At 70.6% G+C, this 21,947-nt stretch carries 17 protein-coding genes; 2 read left to right on the top strand and 15 right to left on the bottom strand.

All coding sequences use genetic code 11. The features are described 5' to 3' along the window. Positions 1-4: 4 nt before the first annotated feature. The 14 genes from asnB to ABD194_RS03350 form a co-directional block, all read right to left on the bottom strand. On the bottom strand, positions 5-1,918 hold the full coding sequence (asnB, locus tag ABD194_RS03415; protein ID WP_343987528.1) for an asparagine synthase (glutamine-hydrolyzing): 1,914 nt from the start codon (positions 1,916-1,918) through the stop codon (positions 5-7). Positions 1,919-1,921: 3 nt separating this feature from the next. Beyond that, positions 1,922-3,214, bottom strand: coding sequence for a glycosyltransferase family 4 protein (locus ABD194_RS03410; protein ID WP_343987525.1), 1,293 nt, complete (start codon positions 3,212-3,214; stop codon positions 1,922-1,924). Further along, entirely contained in the window at positions 3,211-4,533 is a 1,323-nt protein-coding gene (locus tag ABD194_RS03405) for a nucleotide sugar dehydrogenase (protein WP_343987521.1), read from the bottom strand. Before ABD194_RS03405 ends, ABD194_RS03410 begins: the two co-directional genes overlap by 4 nt. 266 nt (positions 4,534-4,799) lie before the next feature. Continuing rightward, positions 4,800-6,359 (bottom strand): lipopolysaccharide biosynthesis protein, encoded by a 1,560-nt coding sequence (locus ABD194_RS03400; protein ID WP_343987517.1) that lies wholly within the window; start codon positions 6,357-6,359, stop codon positions 4,800-4,802. 8 nt (positions 6,360-6,367) lie between these two features. Then, on the bottom strand, positions 6,368-7,480 hold the full coding sequence (locus tag ABD194_RS03395; RefSeq protein WP_343987514.1) for a DegT/DnrJ/EryC1/StrS family aminotransferase: 1,113 nt from the start codon (positions 7,478-7,480) through the stop codon (positions 6,368-6,370). Further along, a complete protein-coding gene (locus ABD194_RS03390) occupies positions 7,477-8,439 on the bottom strand; it encodes an NAD-dependent epimerase/dehydratase family protein (RefSeq protein WP_343987511.1) in 963 nt (320 codons plus the stop codon). The genes ABD194_RS03395 and ABD194_RS03390 overlap by 4 nt, the downstream gene beginning before the upstream one ends. Further along, positions 8,436-9,488 carry a Gfo/Idh/MocA family protein gene (locus tag ABD194_RS03385; RefSeq protein ID WP_343988211.1) on the bottom strand — a complete coding sequence of 351 codons (1,053 nt, stop codon included), beginning with the start codon at positions 9,486-9,488 and terminating at the stop codon, positions 8,436-8,438. Before ABD194_RS03385 ends, ABD194_RS03390 begins: the two co-directional genes overlap by 4 nt. Before the next feature lie 181 nt (positions 9,489-9,669). Continuing rightward, a complete protein-coding gene (locus tag ABD194_RS03380; protein ID WP_343987508.1) occupies positions 9,670-10,344 on the bottom strand; it encodes a NeuD/PglB/VioB family sugar acetyltransferase in 675 nt (224 codons plus the stop codon). Next, complete coding sequence (locus ABD194_RS03375) at positions 10,341-11,072, bottom strand: acyl-ACP--UDP-N- acetylglucosamine O-acyltransferase (protein ID WP_343987505.1); 732 nt, start codon at positions 11,070-11,072, stop codon at positions 10,341-10,343. The genes ABD194_RS03380 and ABD194_RS03375 overlap by 4 nt, the downstream gene beginning before the upstream one ends. A 35-nt stretch (positions 11,073-11,107) precedes the next feature. Then, positions 11,108-12,298: a DegT/DnrJ/EryC1/StrS family aminotransferase gene (locus ABD194_RS03370; protein ID WP_343987501.1), complete on the bottom strand. Its 1,191-nt coding sequence runs from the start codon at positions 12,296-12,298 to the stop codon at positions 11,108-11,110. 161 nt (positions 12,299-12,459) lie between these two features. Continuing rightward, positions 12,460-13,317 carry a sulfotransferase family protein gene (locus tag ABD194_RS03365; RefSeq protein WP_343987498.1) on the bottom strand — a complete coding sequence of 286 codons (858 nt, stop codon included), beginning with the start codon at positions 13,315-13,317 and terminating at the stop codon, positions 12,460-12,462. Then, a complete protein-coding gene (locus ABD194_RS03360; protein ID WP_343987494.1) occupies positions 13,314-14,822 on the bottom strand; it encodes a hypothetical protein in 1,509 nt (502 codons plus the stop codon). Before ABD194_RS03360 ends, ABD194_RS03365 begins: the two co-directional genes overlap by 4 nt. Further along, complete coding sequence (locus tag ABD194_RS03355) at positions 14,819-15,793, bottom strand: hypothetical protein (protein ID WP_343987491.1); 975 nt, start codon at positions 15,791-15,793, stop codon at positions 14,819-14,821. The genes ABD194_RS03360 and ABD194_RS03355 overlap by 4 nt, the downstream gene beginning before the upstream one ends. A gap of 20 nt (positions 15,794-15,813) precedes the next feature. Beyond that, the gene (locus ABD194_RS03350; protein WP_343987488.1) at positions 15,814-16,515 is read right to left on the bottom strand and encodes a hypothetical protein; all 702 of its coding nucleotides are present in this window, start codon (positions 16,513-16,515) and stop codon (positions 15,814-15,816) included. Positions 16,516-16,794: 279 nt separating this feature from the next. Between ABD194_RS03350 and ABD194_RS03345 the strand changes: the two genes are divergently transcribed. Next, positions 16,795-18,072, top strand: coding sequence for a glycosyltransferase (locus ABD194_RS03345; RefSeq protein ID WP_343987485.1), 1,278 nt, complete (start codon positions 16,795-16,797; stop codon positions 18,070-18,072). Beyond that, on the top strand, positions 18,069-19,013 hold the full coding sequence (locus ABD194_RS03340; protein WP_343987481.1) for a sulfotransferase: 945 nt from the start codon (positions 18,069-18,071) through the stop codon (positions 19,011-19,013). Before ABD194_RS03345 ends, ABD194_RS03340 begins: the two co-directional genes overlap by 4 nt. A gap of 80 nt (positions 19,014-19,093) precedes the next feature. Here the strand turns inward: ABD194_RS03340 and ABD194_RS03335 are convergent, their stop codons facing one another. Further along, the gene (locus tag ABD194_RS03335; RefSeq protein ID WP_343987478.1) at positions 19,094-21,436 is read right to left on the bottom strand and encodes a hypothetical protein; all 2,343 of its coding nucleotides are present in this window, start codon (positions 21,434-21,436) and stop codon (positions 19,094-19,096) included. Positions 21,437-21,947: the final 511 nt, after the last annotated feature.

Below are 21,947 nucleotides of genomic sequence, written 5' to 3'. Positions count from 1 at the left end.
TGGGTCACGCCACGCCCACCCCTGCCGCCCGTGCGTTGCGGTACCACAGCTCGAGGGTGAGCAGCTGCCACACCTGCTTGGACTCGTCGCGGCGCCCGGCGCGCTGGTCGTCCACCAGCCGCTGCAGCGGCGTGGCTCGCAGGAAGCCCGACTGCACCAGCTCCCCGCCCAGGAGGACGTCGTCCACGAGGCCGCGCAGGTCGTTCGACACCCAGGCGCGCAGCGGCGCCCCGAAGCTGGCCTTCGGACGGTCGACGATCTCGGCCGGGAGCCACTCGCGGGCGACGTCCCGGAGAGCGGCCTTCTGCACCCGCCCACGGATCCGGTCCGAGGCGGGGAGCGAGAAGGCTGCCGAGAAGACCGCCGGATCGACGAACGGGACACGCACCTCGGTGGAGGCCGCCATGCTCGCCCGGTCCGTGTAGGTGAGGTTGAGGCCGGCCATGAACAACCGGGAGTCGGCCAGGCACATCCGCGCGACCTCGTCGCGAAGGTCGTTGTCCTCGTACGTCACTCGGTGGCGGTCGATGACGCCGTCGACCGCACTGGCGAGATCGGGGTCGAGCAGCTCGACGAGCTCGTCCCTGTCGTAGAGGGTGTAGCTGCGCCGGAAGGCCTCCTCCTCCGGCATCCCGGCGAAGGAGACGAAGCGCTGCGCCCATCGCACCGTGCGCAGGCCCTTGCCACCGACGGTGACCGGCAACGCCCGCACGAGAGGCTCGACGAGACGCGAGCGGATCACGGAAGGAAGCCTGCGGTAGCGGGCGCCGAGGAGCATCGCGTAGTGCTTGCGGTAGCCCCCGAACAGCTCGTCGGCACCCATGCCGGAGAGCAGCACCTTGGTCCCGGCCTCGCGCGCCGCTTCGCACATCAGGAGGGTGTTGATGGCTGCCGGGTCACCGATCGGCTCGTCCAGCACGTCCACCATCTGAGGCAGCAGCTGCACCACGTCGGGGCGCAGCTCGATCTCGTGCAGCCGCATGCCGAGGCGCCGGGCCAGCAGCCTCGCGTAGGGCGCGTCGTCGGGCATGGCCTCGAGGCGTTGGTCCTCGGGCCGGAAGGCGATCGTGTACGCCTCGAGCGACGGGTCCCGCCGCTGGGCGAGGGCCGCGATGAGACTCGAGTCCAGACCCCCGCTGAGGAAGCAGGCGACCGGTACGTCGGAGACCAGGTGTGCCTCCACGGAGTCGATGAGCGTCTGCCCGAGGTCTGCGCGGGGTCCCGCTGCCGCGAGCGCCGCCTCGTCGGCCGCCCGCCAGTAGGCGCCCGAGGTGACCGTGCCGTCCTGCCGGTACTCGGCCCAGCTGCCGGACGGGAGCTTGCGCACCTGTTCCAGCACGTCGTACTCCGGGGGCACCCAGTAGTAGAGCGCCGACGCCACCATGGCTGCGGGGTCGATCGTGAGCTCGGAACCCACGGCCCTCAGGAGGGCCTTCAGCTCGGACGCGAAGACGATGCCCTCTCCCCTGGCCATGACGTAGAGCGGCTTGATCCCCAACGGATCCCGCGCCAGCGTCAGGGAACCGGTGCGCTCGTCGTGGATGGCGAAGGCGAACATCCCGCGCAGGCGCCGCAACGACGACCTGCCCCACGCCCGCCAGGCCTCGAGGACGACCTCGGTGTCGGACCGGGTGCGAAAGCGCACTCCCCGCCTCTCGAGGTCGCGCCGCAGCTCATCGTGGTTGTAGATCTCGCCGTTGTAGCTCAGGGCGAGCCCGTCCTTGCGAAAGGGCTGGTCCGCCGCCGACGACAGGTCGATGATCGAGAGCCGCCGGTGCCCGAGCACGACTGCAGCGTCGGGTGTCACGAGCTCCATGACGGCGCCGGCATCCGGCCCTCGGTGTCCCAGCCGGTTCGTCATCGTGGTGACGACGAGCTTGCCGTCCGGCTGCTGGAAGGCACCCGCGATGCCGCACACGGTTCAGGCCTCCGACGTCGCCGGCTGGCTCGCCCGAGCCGCCTCGGCTGCTGGCGCCGGCACGGGCCGGACAGGGGCCGAGTGCACGCCCGTGAGCTCGTCGAACACGGCCTGGTACGCGCCCTGCTGGTGTGACCACCCGAGCTGCTCCTCGACACGCTGCCGGCCCAACCGCCCCATCTCCGCGCGCGCGTCGGGGTCGTCGAGCAGCTCGATGATGGCGCGGGCGTACTCCTCGACGACGTTCGGGGTGACGTAGCGGGCGGCGTCCTGCGCCGAGATCCTCGTCTCCCGGAGGTCGAAGGCGACGACCGGGAGCTCGAAGGCCATGTATTCCATGGTCTTGTTCATGGTGGAGACGTCGTTGAGCGGGTTGAGGGGGTCCGGGCAGAGCCCCAGGTCCGCGGTGGACAGGACTTCCGTGACGACCTCGTCGGACACCCGTCCGGGCAGGTCCACGTAGTCTCGCAGGCCCCGCCGGTCCCGTTCGGCGAGCAGCTGCGGGCGCGCGTCGCCGGAGCCCATCAGGCAGAAGGAGACGTCACGCCGACCCATCCGGTTGACGATGACATCGGCCGCCTCGACGATCAGCTCGACGCCGTCCTGCGGGCCCATGACGCCCAGGTAGGCCACGAGGTGGGGGCGACCATGGCGCAGCTCCGGACTGGGCGCACGCCGCTTCAGTCGATCGACGTCGGGACCCGTGCGCACGACGGTCACGTGCTCGGCCGCCTTGCCGCCGCGGGTGAGCGCTACCTCGGCATACGACTCGTTCGTGGAGATGACCCGGTCGGCTGCCGAGAACGTCTGTCGCTCGAGGAAGAGCAGCCCGCGGAGCAGCGGCCGCTTGCCCGCGCCGAACCTGGACCTGAACAGCTCCGGGCAGAGGTCGTGGTGGTCGAAGACGAAGCGTGTGCCGTCCCGGAATCGGAGCCACCGGGCGAGTGCCCAGAAGATGTCGGGTGGGTTGCACGCCTGGACCACGTCGAACCGCCCGGCCCGCCGCTCCCTCAGGGCGAGCCACGAGGTGGCGAGGAAGGACCAGCCGTACTCCGCGGCGTAGCTCAGGGCAGACCCGCCCGGGGCGAAGGCCCGATAGGCCACGATCCGCACGCCGTCGACGGTCTGCTCCGCCTCGGTGCCTTCCCCGGTGGGGCACACCACCGTGACGTCGTAGCCGCTGGCGCACAGGGTCTGGCACTCGAGCCAGACTCGGCGGTCGAAGGGAACAGAGAGGTTCTGGACGATGACCAGCACGCGCGGGCGGCCGCCGTGCGGGCGTCGTGGAGTCGTCACCAGGCGACCCCTTCGTAGCCGGGAAGCTGCTCCAGCCGCTCGCCAAGGCGCCCGTCCATGTCGAGCACGACCTGTGGCGGGTGGGCGAGCAGGGTGGCGAGCACCCCTGGCTCCGCGCAGGTCACGAGGGCGATGTCCGCGTCGGCGAGGGCCTCCTCGGCAGAGGCGGCCAGCAGCCGGTTGACGTGGGTCAGGCGGCTCTCGAGGTGTCGGCGGTTGGCGCCGACGAGCTTCTCGGGGTTGACGATCGGGTCGAAGATGCGGACATCGAGGCCCTTGCCGAGGAGGCGCTCCGCGAGCTCGACGCTGGGGCTCTCGCGCACGTCGTCGGTGTTCATCTTGAAGCTGAGCCCGAGGAGGCACACCCGCGTGAGGCCCGTCGCAAGGACCCGGTCGACGACGTGTCGCACCACGAGCTCGTTGCTCGCCGTGGTCGCGCTGAGCAGCGGAACGTCCACTGCAGCCATGCGGGCCAGGTCCTGCAACGCCCGGAGGTCCTTGGGCAGGCAGGAGCCGCCGAAGGCGAAACCCGGGCGCAGGTACGCCCGCGAGATGTTGAGCTTCTCGTCCTCGCAGAAGATGTCCATCACCCGACGGGCGTCGACACCGAACTGCGCAAGCAGCCTGCCCATCTCGTTCGCGAAGGTGATCTTGACGGCGTGGAAGGCGTTGCAGGCGTACTTGAGTGCCTCGGCGGTGTGCACGTCCACGTGGCGGATGTCAGCGCCGAGGCCCGCGAACAGCTGGGTGACCGCACTGCGGGTGTGCTCGTCCTCGGTGCCGACGACGACGAACGGCGGGTCGTAGAAGTCAGCGACGGCCGAGCCCTCCCTCAGGAACTCGGGGCACATCGCCGTGCCGACCGACCACCCGGGCGGCAGCCGGTCCGGCGCGAACAAGGGGGCCACAGCCGTCTCCCCGGTGCCGGGAGGGACCGTCGAGCGGACCACGACGCCGTGGTGTCCCGAGGCCGGCGGTCGAGCCCACGCCATCGCCTCACGCAGGTCGGTCAGCGCCCGGGCCAGGAAGGTCAGGTCGGTGCTGCCGCGTGGGGTCGAGGGCGTCCCGACACAGATCAGCGACAGGTCCGCGCCTTCCAACGCCGCGCCGATGTCGGTGGTCGCCGTGAGCCGGCCGCTCGACACACCAGCCGCGACAAGATCAGCGATCCCGGGCTCGACGACGGGGCTCAAACCCCGCCGCAGGCCTTCCACCTTCGTCTCGTCCACGTCAATTCCCACGACGTCGTGGCCCTTTGAAGCGAGTCCGGCGGCAGTGATAGTACCGACGTATCCAAGCCCGAGCACAACAATTCGCATTGGCCCCCAACCCTCTCTCCTTGCGGAACCTGCCCCTCCCCCAAGCGACATTGCCCAGTGTTTACGAGACCAGCCTTCGAGGTGGTGGAATCGTCAATGTCGCAGCCGGCATGATGAAGCGTTCAGACAAACAAACAAACGAATACGCCTTTTCTCCGACAGAATGACTGAACGGGCATTTCCGCCGAAAGGAGCACATCGGGCACCAGTGGGCGCCGGCGGCCCGAATCCATTCCGGTCCACGGCGACGGCGAGCAGCACGAGGCTCACCAGGTCCGTACCGCAGGGGCTCGGCCGAGCCCGAACAGCCGCCCCAGCCGAGACGCGTACCTCTCCGGGACCGGGAGCACGCCGAGGGCAGCGGTGATGACGTGGCTCGCCAGCAGGCGCAGAAGCGCCGCATAGACGACCAGCGCGACGGTCGCAGCGAGCACCACGCCGAGCAGCGACCCGTCCGGTGGGAGCTTGGAGGCGGCGAGCCCCACGAGGGTGGACACGGCCGTGATGGGCGCGATGCCGAGGAAGGGGCGCGCGGACACCCGCAGGCCCCAACCGTGCAGCCTCGAGATGAGCACCCAGCGTGCCAGGGTCGCAAGGAGCGCGACGACGACGAAGCCCACCGTGACGCCGGCCAGGCCCCACCGAACGCAGATCGCCGTGGTGCCGACCGTCGCGGCGTCGACGACGACGGCGTAGGCGAGCCACGTACCCGGGCGGCCCAGGCCGTAGAGGAGGCCGTGGTCGAGCATGGCGCCCAGGGTGATGATGCCGGCCACGGCGAGCGCCTGCGTCGGCCCGACGCTCGCACCCCACTCCGGCCCGAAGAGCAGCGGCACGAGCCCGGGGGCGGTGACGACGATGACGATCATGACCGGGGACACGACGCCGTACACGAGGCCCAGTGCCTTGAGGTAGGCGCCGCGCAGCCGGTCGGCGGACTCGCGCACCCGGGAGAACACGATCGTCGACACCGGCACCATCGAGGCCGCGACCAGCTCCTGGGCCACGAGGACCAGCCGCTGCGCGACGTTCAGCAGCCCGAGGGCCGAGGGTCCCAGGGCCGCGCTGATGATCCAGCTCTCGGCCACCTGCCGGACCGTCGCCACGATGTCGACACCGGAGACCCATGCCCCGAACACCACCATGCGCCGCAGCCGCACCGTCGACACCTGCAGGGACGGACGCCACGCGGCGCAGCGCCAGGCCAGCACCGCGATCACGGCCTGCGTGACGATGACCTGGTCCACCAGGGCCCAGACACCGCCGCCGCGCAGCGCCACCACGACTGCGACCACCTGGCCGAGCAGCGCCGCCGCGAGGCTCTGGAGGGCCACGGCGCGGAAGGCGAGCTTCCGCCGGAGCAGCGACAGGGGCACCCCGGCCAGCACGGTGGGCACCGCCGCCAGGACCAGCACGCGCAGGATCTGCGCCAGCTCGGGACTCTGGAAGCCGGCTGCCAGCACCGGTGCAAGCATGACCAGACCCGCGGAGAGGAGCACCGCCGCCCCCACCGACGTCCAGAAGGCGGTGCTGAGGCTCTCCTGGTCGACGTCGTCCGCCTGGAGCAGGTACGTCGAGAAACCGAGGTCCGAGAGGAGGTAGACGAAGGGGATCACCGTCATCGCCGCCGCGACCACCCCGAACTCCCGCGGTGAGAGCTGGCGGGTGAGGACCATCAGGGTGGCGAAGCCGCTGGCCCGCACCACCCACTTGTTCGCCGCCAGCCAGAGGACGCCGGAGACGGCTCGTCTGCCGAGGCCGTCCTCGGGCTCGGGCTCGGGGGCCTCGACCCCGCTCCCGGCGTCAGGGTGTCCGGCTGGTTCCACTGCGGCGCTCAGCCGGCACCGGCGCCGAGCGCGGCACGCAGGCTATCGGCGACCTGGCTCTGCTGCGCCTGGGTGATGCCGGGGAAGATCGGCAGCGAGAGCAGCCGGCCTGCGGCCCGCTCGCAGACGGGCAGGCTGCCGGGCCCGTGCCCGTACTCCGCCATCGCGGGCGTGAGGTGGACGGGAACGGGGTAGTGCACGCCGGCCCCGACGCCGTGCGCGCGCAGGCGGTCGAGCACGGCGTCCCGCCCCTCGACCCGCACGACGTAGAGGTGCCAGGCGTGCTCGTTGCCCGGGAGCAGCACCGGCAGCCGCAGACCGGGTATGCCGTCCAGCATCGCGCCGTACAACGCTGCCGCCTCGCGGCGCTCGTCGTTCCACCGGCGCAGATGGCGCAGCTTGGCGCGCAGCACCACCGCCTGCAGCGTGTCGAGCCGCGAGTTGAACCCGACGTGCGTGTGCTCGTACTTCACGGAGCTGCCGTGTGCGCCGAGCAGGCGTACGCGTCGGGCCACCTCGTCGTCGTCCGTGGTCACGGCGCCCGCGTCGCCGTAGGCGCCGAGATTCTTGCCGGGGTAGAAGCTCGTGCCGGCTGCGGCACCGAACGACCCGGCACACCGCCCGTGCCGGGTCGCCCCCTGGGACTGGGCGGCGTCCTCGATCACGGCGACCCCCCGACCTGCCAGCGGGGAGGAGAGCTGCTCGAACGGGGCCACCTGGCCGTAGAGGTCGACCGGGATGACCGCCCGGGTCCGCTCGGTCAGGGCACTCTCGACGCCGGTCGGGTCGATGAGCAGCGCCTCGTCGTCGACGTCGACGAAGACCGGCCGCGCGCCGGCCCGGACGACCGCCTCCGCCGTGGCGATGAAGGTGTTTGCAGGCAGGACGACCTCGTCGCCCGCGGTGACGCCGACCGCGCGTAGGGCGAGCTCGAGGGCATCGGTGCCGTTGCCGACGCCGATGCACGAGCGCGTGCCGACGAACTGGGCATACTCCTGCTCGAAGACCGCGACCGCCTTGCCGCCGACGAAGTCACCGGTGGAGAGGACGTCGGCGAAGCCCTCCTCGACCTCCTCGGCGATCCGTGCGTGCTGCACGGCCAGGTCGACCAGCGGGATCATGAGCGCCCTCGCTCGGCGCGCCACCAGTCGACGAGTCGGGCCAGGCCCTCAGGCAGGGCGACCTCGGGGCTCCAGCCGAGCTGTCGCCGGGCCGCCTCGATGGAGGCGAGCCGGCGCGTGACCCCGTTGACCGCCCGCTCGGGACCGAACTCCACCGAGAGGTCGGAGCCCATGGTCTCGAGCAGCGCCTCGGCCAGCCCGAGCAGGCTCGTCTCGACGTTGCAGCCGATGTTGAACGCGGCGTCGGTGACGTCTGCCTCGGCGGCCAGCAGGTTGGCCCGTGCGATGTCGGTCGTGAAGACGAAGTCCATGGTCTGCCGGCCGTCCCCGAGGATCAGCGGCGGCTCGCCCGCCTCGATGCGCTCCATCCACCGGATCAGCACCTCGGTGTAGAGCCCGTGGACGTCCATCCTCGGCCCGTAGACGTTGAAGTAGCGCAGGGCCACGTAGTCGAGCCCGTACATGGCGTGAAAGCTGCGGAGCATCCCCTCGTTGAAGACCTTGGCCGAGCCGTAGAAGGTGTCGTTGGCCCACGGCGCCGCCGCCTCGGTGGTCGGGAACTCGGTCGCCAGCCCGTAGACCGACGCCGACGACGCCGCGACCACCTTGCGCACCCCCGCGGCGGCCGCGGCCTCCAGCACGTTGAAGGTGCCGTCCGCGAGGACCTCCAGGGCCAGGCGCGGCTCCTGGGCACACTGGGTGATCCGGATGGCCGCCTGGTGGAAGACGACGTCGACGCCCTCGGTGGCATCGTGCACCAGCCCGACGTCGCGAATGTCACCTTCGATGATCCCCACCACCCCGGAAGCCATCGCCTCGGAGAGGTTCTCCTTGCGACCCCGGACGAAGTTGTCCAGGACCCGCACCTCGGCAGCCTCCGCCGCCACGAGCTGGTCGACGATCGTCGACCCGATGGTGCCGGCGCCGCCGGTCACCAGACAGACGCTGCCTTCGATCACCTGTCGTCTCCTACCGTCGCTGCCACCGTCTGTCCCACGGGCACGAAGGCACCGTCGAGCCGGAGACTCTGGGCTGCCGCCTCCAGCACGTGCATGACGCGCAGCCCGGACCAGCCGTCGGTGACCGGGGAGCGGCCTTCGCTGATGCTGGAGGCGAACTCTTCCACCATGGAGCGCAAGGCCTCCTGCTCGCGAAGAGCGGGGGCGACCATGTCGCCGGTGCGGTAGGAGATGGTGATCTGCTTGCGGTCGCCGGCCGCGAGCCGCTCGGACGCCTGGCGCTCGACGCCCCGGTCGTAGACCGACAGCCGCTGGCTGGGGTTCAGGTCGTCCCAGACGACGGTCCGGTGGGCTCCGCCGACGACCATGGTGCGGATCTTCACGGGGCTCAGCCAGTTGACGTGGACGTGGGCCATCCCCCCCGAGGAGAGCTTCAGGGTGAGGTAGGCGACGCACGCCATCCCGTGCCCGATGGGGTCGGCCCCGTGACAGGCCACCGCGGTCACCGACACACCGGGTGGCAGCAGGTAGTCGAGGATCGAGATGTCGTGCGGCGCGAGGTCCCACAGCACGTCGACGTCAGGCTGCACCAGACCGAGGTTGATCCGCACGGAGTCGATGAACTGGACCTCCCCCAGCTCACCGCCGCAGACCATGCGCTTGAGCTCCTGCACCGCCGGTGTGTAGCAGTAGGTGTGGTCGCACATGAGGACCAGGCCGCGTTCCTCCGCGGCGTGGACGAGCTTCTCACCGTCGGACAGGGCCGAGGTCAGCGGCTTCTCGACCAGCACGTGCTTGCCGGCGTCGAGAGCCGCCATCGCGAGCGTGAAGTGCGAGGCCGCCGGCGTCGCGATGGCGACGGCCTTCACCTCTGGGTCGCTCAGGATCCTGTCGTAGGAGTCCGTGGTGGCGACGGTCGAATAGGGTCCCAAGACGCGCCGCGCGCGCTCTTCGTCAAGGTCGCAGAGCCAGCGAAGATGTATCGATGGCGTCGCCATCGAATTCCGAACAAGGTTCGGCCCCCAATACCCAGCCCCCACGACCGCCATTCCTATGGGTGCGGTCATGGCAAGAAGGCTAAGCGCGGGGAAAGCGCTTGGCAGTGCGTTTCGATCAAACTGCAGCCAGGCCTTGCCAAGGTATTCCCGTGTTTTCCGTGAAGGCGAAACGTTCTTTTCGGCTCAATCGGGCAATATCGCGCGACCGTTGCCTCCGCGGCTCGAGAACATCTCAACCGAGGACGCGTGCCGGACGCTGCAGCGAGGCCGCGGGTACGCCGACCCACGTCTCGCCCTCCCCGATGTCGCGGAGCAACACGGCCCCCATGCCGAGGAGCGACCGAGCGCCCAGGGTTCGTCCCTCCCGGACAGAGGCAGCCATGCCGACGTATGCCGCCCGCCCCACCCGCACGCCGCCACCGAGCACTACTCCGGCGCAGAGGGTCACGTACGACTCGAGGTGGTCGTCGTGGGTCAGGACGACGTTCGGCATCAGGACGACGTGTGACTCGATGACCACGTTCGCGGTGGCGACGACGCCGGCGAGGACCAATGTCCCAGGTCGCACCACCGTGTCGGGGGCCAACGATGCTCGCGGATGGACCAGCGTGGCGTAGCGGTCGGAGCTGACGCCGAGCGCCCCCAACCGCGCGACGATGCGCTCGCGTGTCGAGCCCTTGCCGGCGCACACGAGGAGGCTGGCGGCGGTGTACTCCGCGGCGAGCTCCAGTCCCCCGAGCACCGGCAGTCCGGTCGCCACCTCACGTCCCCAGGTGCCCGGCGCGTCGTCGAGGCACCCGAGGACCCGCACGCCCGCTGCCTGCGCCGCGGTCGCAGCCTCACGTGCCAGGCCACCAGCCGCGACGAGGAGGACGGTGGCGGGGTCGTGCCCGTCTGCGGCGCTCATGGCGTGGCCGCCATGGCGACGCGGTCGGGAAGGGCCGACCACCAGTCGAGCTCGTCGCGAACCGCAGCAGGAAGCCCCGCCTGCGATGCCGGGAGCCTTCCAGACGCGAGCAGCACCGTCACGGCTTCGATCACGTCGGGACCGAGGCCGGCGCGCGACATGCCGAAGCGGTTGGCGCCGTGGACCCTCGGGGGCACGCCGTATGCCGTGGCGAACGGTGGCACGTCGCGCGTGACGGGGGTGCCCATGCCGACCATCGCCAGGGCACCGACGTACCGCCGCTGGTGGACGCACACGTTGAGACCGAGGTTGGCGCCCCTGCGGACGGTGACGTGCCCGCCCAGGCTGACCCCCGCGGAGAGCGTGACGCCGTTCCCGACCTGGACGTCGTGGGCGACGTAGACGTGGCTGAAGAGGTGGCAGCCCTCGCCGACGACGGTCGGCCGGACGCTGCCGTGGTGGATGACGACGTGGTCGCGAAGCACGGTGTGGTCACCGATCACCACTTCATGGTGGTCGAGGTCGCCGTCCCAGGCGTCGTTCTGGCGCTCCGTCGCGATCTCCGGGGCGCCACCGACGTGCGTCCCCGCCCCGATGCGGACGTGGTCGCCGATGCGTGTGGGGCCGACGAGCACGGCGAACGGCGCCACCGAGACGCCGACACCCAGCTCGACACCAGGCCCGACGAAGGCCGAGCCCGACACCCTCGTGGACGTGGACGACTGCACCGTGCTCACTCGAACTCACTCAGGCCCAGTGGGATTCACTCGCGGAAGTGGTCCGGGTCCGCCCACGTGCCGCACACGACGTCGGCCACCCGTTGCTGGTCCTCGCGGGTCATCGTGTGGAACATCGGCAGGAGGACGGACTGTCGGGCGATGTGCTCGGAGACCGGCAGCGTCACGGGGTCGAGGTCGCTGAAGGCCGGCTCCTGGTGGGCGCACGGGATGCCGTGCCGCGCGTTGATCCGGTGGCGCTTGAGGATGGCCAGCAGCTCGTCGCTCGAGACCGGGTAGTCGTCCGGCAGCATCACCCAGAACGTCTGGTAGTTGCTCTCTCCGTGCTCCGGGTCGGTCACCGTCCGCAGGCCGGGGACACCGGAGAGCAGCTCCTGGTAGACCGCGGCGAGCTCGCGACGCCGGCTGACCATGCTGTGCAGCTTCCCGGCCTGGACGACGCCGATCGCCGCCTGGATGTCGGTGAGCCGGTAGTTGTAGCCCGTCTCGAGATACTGCTCGTGGACGGGGCGTTGCTCGTGGTGGCGGTCGAACGTACTCACGCTCATGCCGTGCTGCCGGAGCCGACGCACCCGTTCGGCCAGGCCCGGGTCGCTCGTGGTCACCATGCCACCCTCGCCGGTGACGAGGATCTTGCGCGGGTGGAAGGAGAAGGCGGCGAAGTCGCTGCCCGTGCCCACCGGTCGGCCGCGGTAGGTGCTGCCGATGGCGCACGCCGCGTCCTCGACCACGGACAGCCCGCGCTCACGGGCCAGTGCGCGAATCGGCTCCATGTCCGCCGGTGTGCCGTACTGGTCGACCGCGATGACGGCCTTCGTGGCCGGCGTGAGCGCCTGTTCGATCGTGGCGGCGGTGATGTTGTGGTGACGGGGGTCCACGTCTGCGAAGACGGGCCGCGCCCCGGCGTAGCGCACGGCGTTGGCCGTCGCGACGAAGGACAGGGACGGCACGACGACGTCGTCACCCGGGCCGATGCCGTAGGCGACCATCCCGAGGTGGAGGGCGGCCGTGCAGCTCGAGACGGCGACGGCATACGGCACCTGCACGAGCGCCGCGACGGCGGCCTCGAACTCGATGACCCGGGCGCCCTGGCTGACCCAGCCGGACTGGACTGCGGCTGCGGCGGCGACGACCTCACGTTCGTCGAACCACGGCTGGGTCATGGCGATCTCGTGGCCGCCACGCGTCGGACGTCGGACCTGGCTCGTCGTGGTCATGCACGCCTCCTTCGATCCACCGGTACGGCCGGCGGCCCTCCCCCTGGCCGAGCGGTCGTCGCTGTCCGGAACAGACTGACACGGCGTCACGGCACAGAGGGCGCGATCGGGAAATCCCGTGCAGCCATGGAGGTTCAGGGCATCGAGCGGGAAGGGAGCACTCAGACGGTCGCCGTCAGGCCGAGCGGACCCGCCGGTCGGCTGAACCCAGCCAGGTCGGCCCAGTCGTAACCGAAGCCGGCGATCTCGTCGGCGTGGCGGGAGCCGATGAGCCGACGCTGCCAACCGCCCGGGCGCCACCAGCTCTCGTAGGAGGCCCACCGATCGGCATACGGGTCACCGTGGCTGGCGCTCAGCCTCGAGGCCTCGATGGGCTGCTCCAGACCCAGGAACTCCTGGACGCGTCGCAGCTCTTCCTCGGGGCTGCCGATGAGCCGTTCGTAGTGCACGACCAGCAACCGGTCGAGGTGCCGCGCATCGGCCGCCAGGACCCGGTGGGCCGCCAGCCAGTGCTCCACCATCTGCGCCAGGGACTGGAACTTGCGCGGGTTGGTGGAGGTGAGCCGTCGCCACTTCTTGTTGGACAGCGCCACCGCGACGGGGTGCCGGACCACGACGATGAGTCCCGACCCCGGGAACTGCGCCTGCAGGAAGCGGCCCATGATGATGTTCGGAGGCGACTTCTCGACGAGGAGCCTCCTGCTGGTGTCCCAGAAGGGAACCCAGGCGTCGAGCATCGACTGGGCGTTGGCCGGCGACGTCAGCGGCGACGCCTCCGTCAGGTGCGCTTCCGGCCGGTGTGCGAACCGGCCCGAGCCACCGTGGACCTTGGCCTTGGGGTAGACGGTCTGCAGGTGCTGGCCCTCGTCCTCGCGCACGCCGGTGCCCACCAGTCCACTGACCTGCGGGTGGCCGTCGAGGACCTTCGCGAAGGGCGTCGTGCCGCTGCGGTGCAGGCCACCGACGAAGACGAGTCGCTTCGGGTCCGGGTCGAGGCCCACCCTGCTCAGCGTGCTCACAGTGCACCCACCAGCTCGGAGGCGGGACGGTTCGAGTCGATCTGCGTCGGAGCAGAGCCGATGACGGCCGACCCGGTGGGGGCTGCAGCCCCTTGCCCCGCAACGTGTTTCACGGACTCTCCCTGCTGCAGGCTGATGCTCACGTCGCCCCCCGTGCTCCAGACGAAGGCCGTGGTCCGGCCGTTCTTCTCGAGAGCCACCCCGGTCAGGCCCTTGCCCGAGATCGGGCTCGCGGTCGCGCCGGCCGATGCCCGAGCCATCGTCTCGTATGCCGTCCCCGTCAGTCGTGCGGAACCGTCCGGGTTGAGCAGGCCGTAGCGGGGCTCGTCACTGTTGCGCCCCTTGGGGTTCATGACGAGCGGGAGCCACAGCACCCGACGGATGCCGCCGGCGAGCAGGATCGAGACCGTCTTGACCAGCTCCTGCGCGCGGACCTCGTCGCTCACCGTCGAGTCCTTGAGGAACTGGCCCACCTCCCACGCCTCGATCGGCATCCCGGCAGGAGTGGTGGCCCGGAGGTAGTCGACGAGGGCGGGCGCGGCATCCCAGCCCTCGTAGAAGTGCACCTGCCTCACGTCGACGACCTTGTCCTTCTGGAGGCTTTCGGCCAGCGCGAGGTACTGCAGGTTCCGGGCGGCCTGGGGCGAGGCGAGTGCAGCCCGAAGGCCGGCGACGTCGTGGACCGCGGCGATCTGGTCGCCCCTCGTCCCGATGCGGCGCGCGTAGTAGGTGTTCCACGCCGTGACGGCGTCGTCGCCCCTGCCCTCGTCGAGCAGTCGCCTGGCGATCCCCGCCCCGTATGCCGTGCTGCTGATGCCGGGGTCGGCCACCTTCGCAGAGGGATCCGCAGCGCGGATCGAGTCGGCGGCAGCCTTGACCAGCGTCGCGAGCTCCGCCGTGGTCCCGCCCCAGAACGACTCGGAGTTGATCTCGTTCTCGACCGCGTAGGTGTGCACCCCCTGGGGGGAGTACCGCTTCACCACCGAGGTGACGAACGCCTTGTACGCGTCCAGGTCCTTGGGCATGAACGACTCGCTCTTGTTCTTCGTGCCGCGCACGTGCTGCGGGTCGCTCCGGGTGGTGGCCCAGCAGGAGCCGACCCGGATCTTGATCATCAGCCGAGCACCGACCTCCTGCGCCTTCCGCGCGACGGCGTCCATGGTCTTCCAGCTCTGGTTGCCCTGGGTGGGTTCGACGTCGCACCAGACGAGCTCGTAGAACGTGGCGCTCCCGGACAGGTTCTTCAGGTACGGCGAGACGAGATCGAACCGCGACCAGTCGTACTTCGCCCCCAACGGGTCGAGGACGCCGGAGCCCGCCCCCGAGGGGGTGCTGCTGCCGGGTGTGCTCGGCCCGTCGGTGCTGCCCACCGGCTGCGACGCCGACCCGGGCCCGGGCCGGGTGCGGTTGCCCTTCGCGGCTCCGTTGCAGGCCCCGAGCAGCAGAGCCACGACGACGACGGCGACCGTGACGGCGGCGCGTACGCGCGTGCTCCCTGTCCTCATGAGGCGCTCCTCTCCGGGGCGGACGAGCCGGCCTGCGCCAGCCGGCGGTCCTGGGCCGCGCGTGCGGCCTCGAGGCGCCGGTGCACCTCGGTGGCGAGCAGGCGCACGCGGGGGTCGATCTCCAGTGGCTGCGTCCCGTGCGAGACCCGGCGGTCGACGTGCTCGTCCAGCTCGGGTCGGTAGCTCACGCCGACGAATCGGCAGAGCCGCTGCATCTCGGTTGACGGGTGCGCGGCGAACGCGTCGTAGGACACCAGAAGCACGTCGTCGCGCTGGTCGAGGCCCAGATCGAAGAGGAGCTGGTTGCGCACGGCCCAGAACAGCACGGCCGCCGTCAAGGGGGTCATCGTCTCGAGGTCGAACGAGGCGATGAGGTCGACGCTCGCCTGCGGCAGCCGCTCCCCCTGCCATCGCGCCGCACCCCTGCCCGCGGCGATGTCACGAAGGGCCAGCAGGTTGGCCGGCCCGAACTTGGAGACCTCCGAACGCGCTCGGGAGTCCGGGTCGCGGTACACCCACACCCCGCGCCCGGGGGCCAGCCCGTCGAGGTCGAGGAAGGTGTCCAGGTGCTGGGAGTCACAGATGGGCTTGACGAAGACGAACTGCTGCTTGCTGGCCAGCACGGTGCGGCGCAGCACGTCGGTGGACCTGACCCGGAAGCGGTGGAACAGCACGCGGTCGTTCTCGTTGCGCACCTCGGTCTCCGGGGCCTCGTCGAGACCGCGCATGAGCATGTTGGTCCCGGAACGCTGGAGGCCGACGACGTAGACGGGCACGGCCGTTCCGGGCGCCAGCGGGTGGCTGCGACGCCACCGACGCTTCCGGACGGCTGCACGCAACCGAGGTCGCGGGTCGAGCCGGTCCTCCTCGATGACCCGGCCCAGGCCCTCGGTCCTGGCCCAGTGGATGCGGCGGACCACCTTGCGGGTCAGGTGCTGCCTGGAGGTCTGAGGACCGTCCGGCGGGTTCACGTACCTGTCCCACCACGCGCTCATGGCTGCGCCGCGTCCCGCCACTGGGCGCTGACCAGCGCCTCCAGCTCTGCCAGTCGCTGCGGGCAGGTGCGTGCGACGCGGGCCCCGAGCGCGTCCAGTGAGTCGACCGGCTCGTCGAGGAAGGACAACGCGAGGAACGACGCGTACTCCTGCTCGCTCAGTCCGAGCGCAGGCACCAGGATGGCGGTGTTGTCGATGACCCTGTTCGGTCGAGGGTCCACCCGGTGCATCCACGGTTCCAGGCGCCCCCCGGTGCGATGGAGGAGGGCGAGACGGTGCCCGCCGTCGCCGAGGTGCAGCACTCGCGGGAGGAGGACGCCCGAGTCACTTGCCACGGGCCGGGTCAGGCGCCGCAGCATGACGGGCTGACCGGCGTCGAAGCCACGGTCGCGGAAGGACTCGAAGGTGCCGATCGCGCGCCGCACCCGGGCCGCGTACGCCTCCGCCACCTCGCGCGGGTTCTCGAGCACCCATGGGAAGAAGCGGCGCAGCTCCACCTCGCGGAACCAGACTGCGTAAGGGTGGTGCGCCACCGACGCCACGAAGTCGTCGACCGGCTGCCCCGGCGGACGCGCCGCCACGGCGTCGAACAGCTGCGCGCGCACCACCACGTCGTAGCGGAACGGGCTGATGAGCCGACCCACGTCGAGGCTCTCGGTCCCGTCGAGCTTCGGCCGCCACGTCGCTGCACGACGCACGGTTCGTCGTGCGGTCGCCACCACGGATCGCGCCACGCTGCCACTCCCCCTCGCCGACGTCGACAGCCGGGCGCCCCCCGCGGTCCCCCGGGCTCCCACGGACTCTCTGGAAGTCCTTGGGAGCCGATGCTGTCCCGGCTCATTATTGATCGGCTCCGGACCTCGCACCGGCGAACCGCGAAATGTGCGAAGCGCGCCGAAACGACCCGGCGTTCTGGACGATTCGCGGACATCTCGGGTCGGCGTGTGGTCAACTGTGCGGGTTCGGAAGGGGCGAGGATGCGAATTCTCCACGTGAACAAGTTCCTCTACCGGCGCGGGGGCGCAGAGGGATACATGCTCGACGTCGCCGCCCTGCAGCGAGCCGCCGGCCACGAGGTCGGGCTGTTCGGCATGGACCACCCGGAGAACGACGCGCCGCAGCCGTTGCGCGACACCTTCCCGCCGTTCGTGGAGCTCGAGCCCGCCCCCAGCGGGCTCGCCGGGATCAGGGCCTCGGCGCGCATGGTGTGGTCCGGCTCCAGCGCCAAGGGCATCGAGCGCGCGATCCGGGAGTTCCGGCCCGACCTGGTGCACTGCCACAACATCTACCACCAGCTCTCGCCGTCGGTGCTGCGGCCGGTCGCCCGCGCCGGCATCCCGTGCGTCATGACGCTGCACGACTACAAGCTGGCGTGCCCCAGCTACCAGATGCTCGACCACGGGCGCCCGTGTGACGCCTGTGTCGGCCGGGGCACCTGGCACGCGGCGGCGAAGCGCTGCAAGAACGGGTCCCTTCCGGGGAGCGTCCTGCTCGCCGTCGAGTCGGGGGTGCATCGCGCGCTGGACGCCTACGGCCCGGTCGACGCGTTCATCAGCCCGAGCCGGTTCCTGGCCTCGGTGATGGTCCGACAAGGCATGGCGCGGGACCGGATCCACGTGGTCAACAACTTCACCCGGATCCCCGAGGCCACGGACGGGGCGCAGGCCGGGGAGGGTTTCGTCGTGGCCGGGCGGCTGTCGCACGAGAAGGGCGTCGACACGGCCATCCGCGCGATCGGCCGGCTCTCCGGGGCCAGCGTGCTCCACGTCGCGGGAGACGGGCCGGAACGACCGGGCCTGGAGGATCTCGCGAACCAGGTGGCTCCGGGCCGAGTGGTGTTCCACGGCCGCATCGGCGCGGACGAGCTCGCGGCCCTGGTGCGCCACAGCCGCGCACTGCTCGTGCCGTCGCGCTGGTACGAGAACCAGCCCATGACCGTCCTCGAGGCGTTCGCGGCGTCGACGCCCGTCGTGGTGACCGACCTGGGCGGCATGCCGGAGCTGGTCGACCCCGGAGTGGAGGGTCTCGTCGTGCGGGCGAACGACGAAAGGCTGCTCGCACGAGCCCTTGCGCGCCTCGAGGCGGACCCCGGCGAGGCGGTGGCCATGGGAATGGCGGGCCGCCGCCGCCTGGAACAGGACTTCTCCGCGACGACCCACCTCTCGCGATTGGGCGCCGTCTACGAGCAGGCGAGGACCACCGCCGCCCGCTCGGCGAAGCGCCCTGTGCTGCAAGGCTCCCGGGGCTCGTTGTGACTGCCGGACCAGCGCCCGCCAAGGTGCTCTTCGTGGCCGGCACCGGTCGGAGCGGCACGACCATCCTCAGCACGATCCTCGGGCAGCTCCCCGGCGCGATGGCCGTCGGCGAGCTGCGCTACGTCTGGGAGCGCGGCTTCCTGGAGGACCACCGGTGCGGGTGCGGAATGCCGTTCAGCCGGTGTCCCGTCTGGACGGCTGTCGTCGACCGGGCCTACCGAGGCGAAGGGCCGCCCGATCCGGTCGCCGTCTCCCGCGACCTGCTCTCCCGGCTGCGGATCCTGCGGATCCCCTCGATGGTGCTGCGTCAGCTGAGGGGCCGGCCGGTGGTGCCGCCTCACCCCCACGACGAGAGGATCGCTGCCCTCTACACGGCACTGGCCGAGCTCGAGCACCCCGCGGTGATCGTCGACTCCTCCAAGCTGCCGCCGTACGGCAAGATCCTCGAGCGCCTGCCCGGCATCGAGCTCTACGTCGTCCACGTCGTCCGCGACCCGCGGGCCAACGCGTTCTCGTGGCGTCGGGTCAAGGTGACGGGCGACCGCGACGACGACGCCACCATGGAACGGCTGGAGCTGTGGCGTTCGTCGGCGATGTGGGTCGTGTGGAACTACCTCGTGGAGTTCTGGTGGCCCGTCGAGCGAGGACGCACCGTACGGGTCCGCTACGAGGACTTCGTCGACCGTCCGCGCGAGGCGGTCGAGCGCATCGCGCGGCTGCTCGACCTCGACGCGAGCCGCACGCCGTTCGTCGGGGAGCGCAGTGTCAGCATGCAGCCGACGCACACCGTCGCCGGCAACCCCAACCGCCACGATCGGGGCCTGGTCACGCTGCGACCGGACGAGGAGTGGCGTCGCGCCATGCCCAGGCTGCACCGCGTCGTCGTGTCGCTGTTCACGCTGCCGGGCCTGCGTCACTTCGGCTACTCCCTGCGCGGCTGAGGCACGAAGCAGGGTGCCGGCCGGGACCGGCGGGTGGCACAGGTGCCACCGCCGGTCCCGGCCTTTTCGCCCCCGGGTGGTCAGGGCGTGCCGCGGAACAGGGTCAGGCCCTGGGCCACGGTGTTCCGGTTCCCGGCGATGGTGAAGTCTCCGCCGACCAGCAGGCCCTGCGGTACCGCTGCGAAGGACCACACGCCCATCGGCGAGTCGAACTGGGGCGCATAGGCGGTGAGCGCCCCGTCGCTGGCACGGAAGGCGAAGAACCGCTGCTGCGAGATCCTGGTGTGCACGGTGGGCGACTGCCAGCAGTAGCCACCGCTGCCCTTGTCGCCGCCGTGGCTGCCGTAGTAGAAGGTCCCGTTCACCTCGAGCGTCCCCTGCATGCCGGCGTTGCAGGCGGTGCTCCAGTTGAGCCCGTACGCCTTGGTCTGCGAGAGGTTCACGGCGTCCCACTGGTAGATCCAGTCGGGGCAGACGTCGCCCCCGTAGAGCCGCTTGCCGTCGTCACTGATCTTGAGCGCGACGACCCAGTGCTGCGTCGAACAGCTGTGGACCCCTCCGAGCTGCTTGGGCAGCAGCGCCCCGCTGGTCCCGCTGAGGGCCGCGATGCCGTCCGGCAGCGCGACTCCGTTGACCGTCTTGAAGGGCCCGGCGAGGAAGACGCGCGAGTTGTCCGGAGCGACGGCCAAGGACAGCACCATGCCCCCTTGGTAGGGGGATCCGCTGGGTCCGTTCGTGTTGGCCGTCCACGTGGTGTCGACAGAGCCGTTCACGGCGGAGATGCGGGCGGCGTGCTGTCGAGCCACGGTGCCGATCGCAGTGAACTGACCTCCGAGGTAGACGTAGCTCTGCCGGACCGCGATCGTGTAGACGCCCTGGTTCACCTGCGGTGCAAAGCTCGTGACCAGGGCCCCGGTTGTGGCATCGACCGCAGCAACGCGCTGGCGGACCACCCCGTTGACAGCCATGAACGTGCCGGCGAGGTAGAGCCTGGTCCGGTCCGCAGTCAGCTCGAGGTCGAGCACCATGTTGTCGGCGTCGGCCCTGAAGGTCGGGTCCAGCGTTCCGGTGGCGAGGTCGATCTTGGCAACGCCGCGGCGGTACTGACCCCCGGTGCTGACGAAGTCACCGCCCATCACGGTGGTGGCACCCAGGCTGGTGAAGGTGCGCACCCGCGCACCCGGCATCGGCAGCCACGACGTCAGCCGTCCGGTGGCGACGGAGTAGGCGGCCGCGTCGTGACGCAGGCTCCCCTGGCTGGTGGTGAAGACACCGCCGACGTAGAGGGTGCCCGCCGTGATCTGCAGTGCCTGGACCTCGACGGTGCAGCTCGGGAGCGTGTTCGTCGACTTGAGCGTGTGCGGTGCCTGGCACCCGGACAGCGAGGCGTCGAAGCCGGTGGGGACACCGCTGGAAGTCAGGGCACCGAGCTGCGTTCGGTTCTGGCCGCCCAGCTGGCTGAAGGTCCCGCCCACGAAGGTCGTCCCCGTGGCCGAGTCGCTCGCGATCGCCCTCACCGTGCCGTTCGCCGGGGGCGCCCAGGACAGCACCGCGCCGCTCCCCGCGACTGCGGCGAGCCGGGTTCGGGTGGTGACGGCTCCGGAGCTCGTCACGCTCGTGAAGTCGCCACCGACCTTCACCGTGTCCTGCGCGCTGGTGGCGCCGCCCTGGACGTCCAGGGCGTAGACCGGACCGTTGGTCGACACGGGGAAGGTCGGGTCGGTCGCGCCGTCGAGCAGCTGCACACGCGACAGGTAGGTCCGGGCGGCGCCGTTGACGGTCGTGAACGAGCCACCCACGTAGACCTTGTCGCCGGCGACGGCCAGGGCGTTGACCGTGGCGTTGGCCGATGCGTGCCACGTCGAGATGACGTTGCCGTCCAACCCGATGGCGGCGAGGCGTGCGGACGGCACGCCGTTGACCGCGTCGAACTCGCCTCCGATGATGAGGCGGTCACCTGCGACGGCGATCGACCTGACCGACCCCGTCTGCGCCTTGGCGACGCCCCCGACGATCACGGTCGTCGTCACCGCGGAGGCCGGCCAGCCCCGGTCGACGGTCCCGTCCGACTTGATGTGCGCCAGTCCCTGCCGCCGCAGGTCCGAGACCCGGGAGAAGTCGCCCGCCAGGTAGTAGCCGCCCTTGCCGTCCGGCGCGGAGGCGTTGACGGTTCCGTCGACGATGTTGGAGGACGGGATCCGTGTGCCCGTGCTCGAGTCGACCGTCACCGCGCGACCGGTGTTCGGACCCACGTAGTCGAACCCGCCTGCGATCCAGGCCTTGGTCCCGTTCGAGACGATGTCGACGACCCGACCGTTGGTGCCCCAGAAGGAGCTGTCGGCACTGGGCGAGAGCGCCGGTCCGGGCGGCAGGACCACCGCGGCCGACGCCGTCGGTGGCGTGGTGGCCAGTGCCGCCGCCACGACCAGGGTGGCCGCAGCTGCACCCGCCAGGGCGAGCCGGCCTCTGTGTGAGCCTCTTTGTGAGCCCCAGTGTGAGCCCCTGTGTGAGCCCCAGTGCGACCCCCTGCGTGACCGACCGGGCGCTCCCCAACGGCCTCGGGCCGGTCGGCTGGATTCACGCACACGAGATGCATTCATGAATGCTCCATACGCAACGAGCGAGCGCCGGCTCGCCTCCCCCCAGGTGATGCACCGACTGGTGCCCACCGGTCCCCCCCAGGACCAATAAAACGGACCTTAGCAACACAGAAGAAGGCGAAAAGCGCTTTGGCCGAAGTCACAGAAGGGCGAAAGCGCACAAGGCGCCAATCCGACAAGTGCCTCTTATGCGCTTTTCGCGCGACATTCTTGCCCGAGAATGGAGCGGCGCACAATTGCGGATTTGCGATAGGGGAACATGCGATAAGCCAGCCTGTTAGTTTGCTGAGATCGCGGCGCCGTGCTGCGCACGCGTTCGCGGTCATCGCCGACC

Source organism: Terrabacter terrae (assembly GCF_039529575.1).
Lineage (GTDB): Bacteria > Actinomycetota > Actinomycetes > Actinomycetales > Dermatophilaceae > Terrabacter > Terrabacter terrae.
Note: the sequence above shows the minus strand (reverse complement) of the source record. Positions and strands in the feature narration are given on the sequence as shown.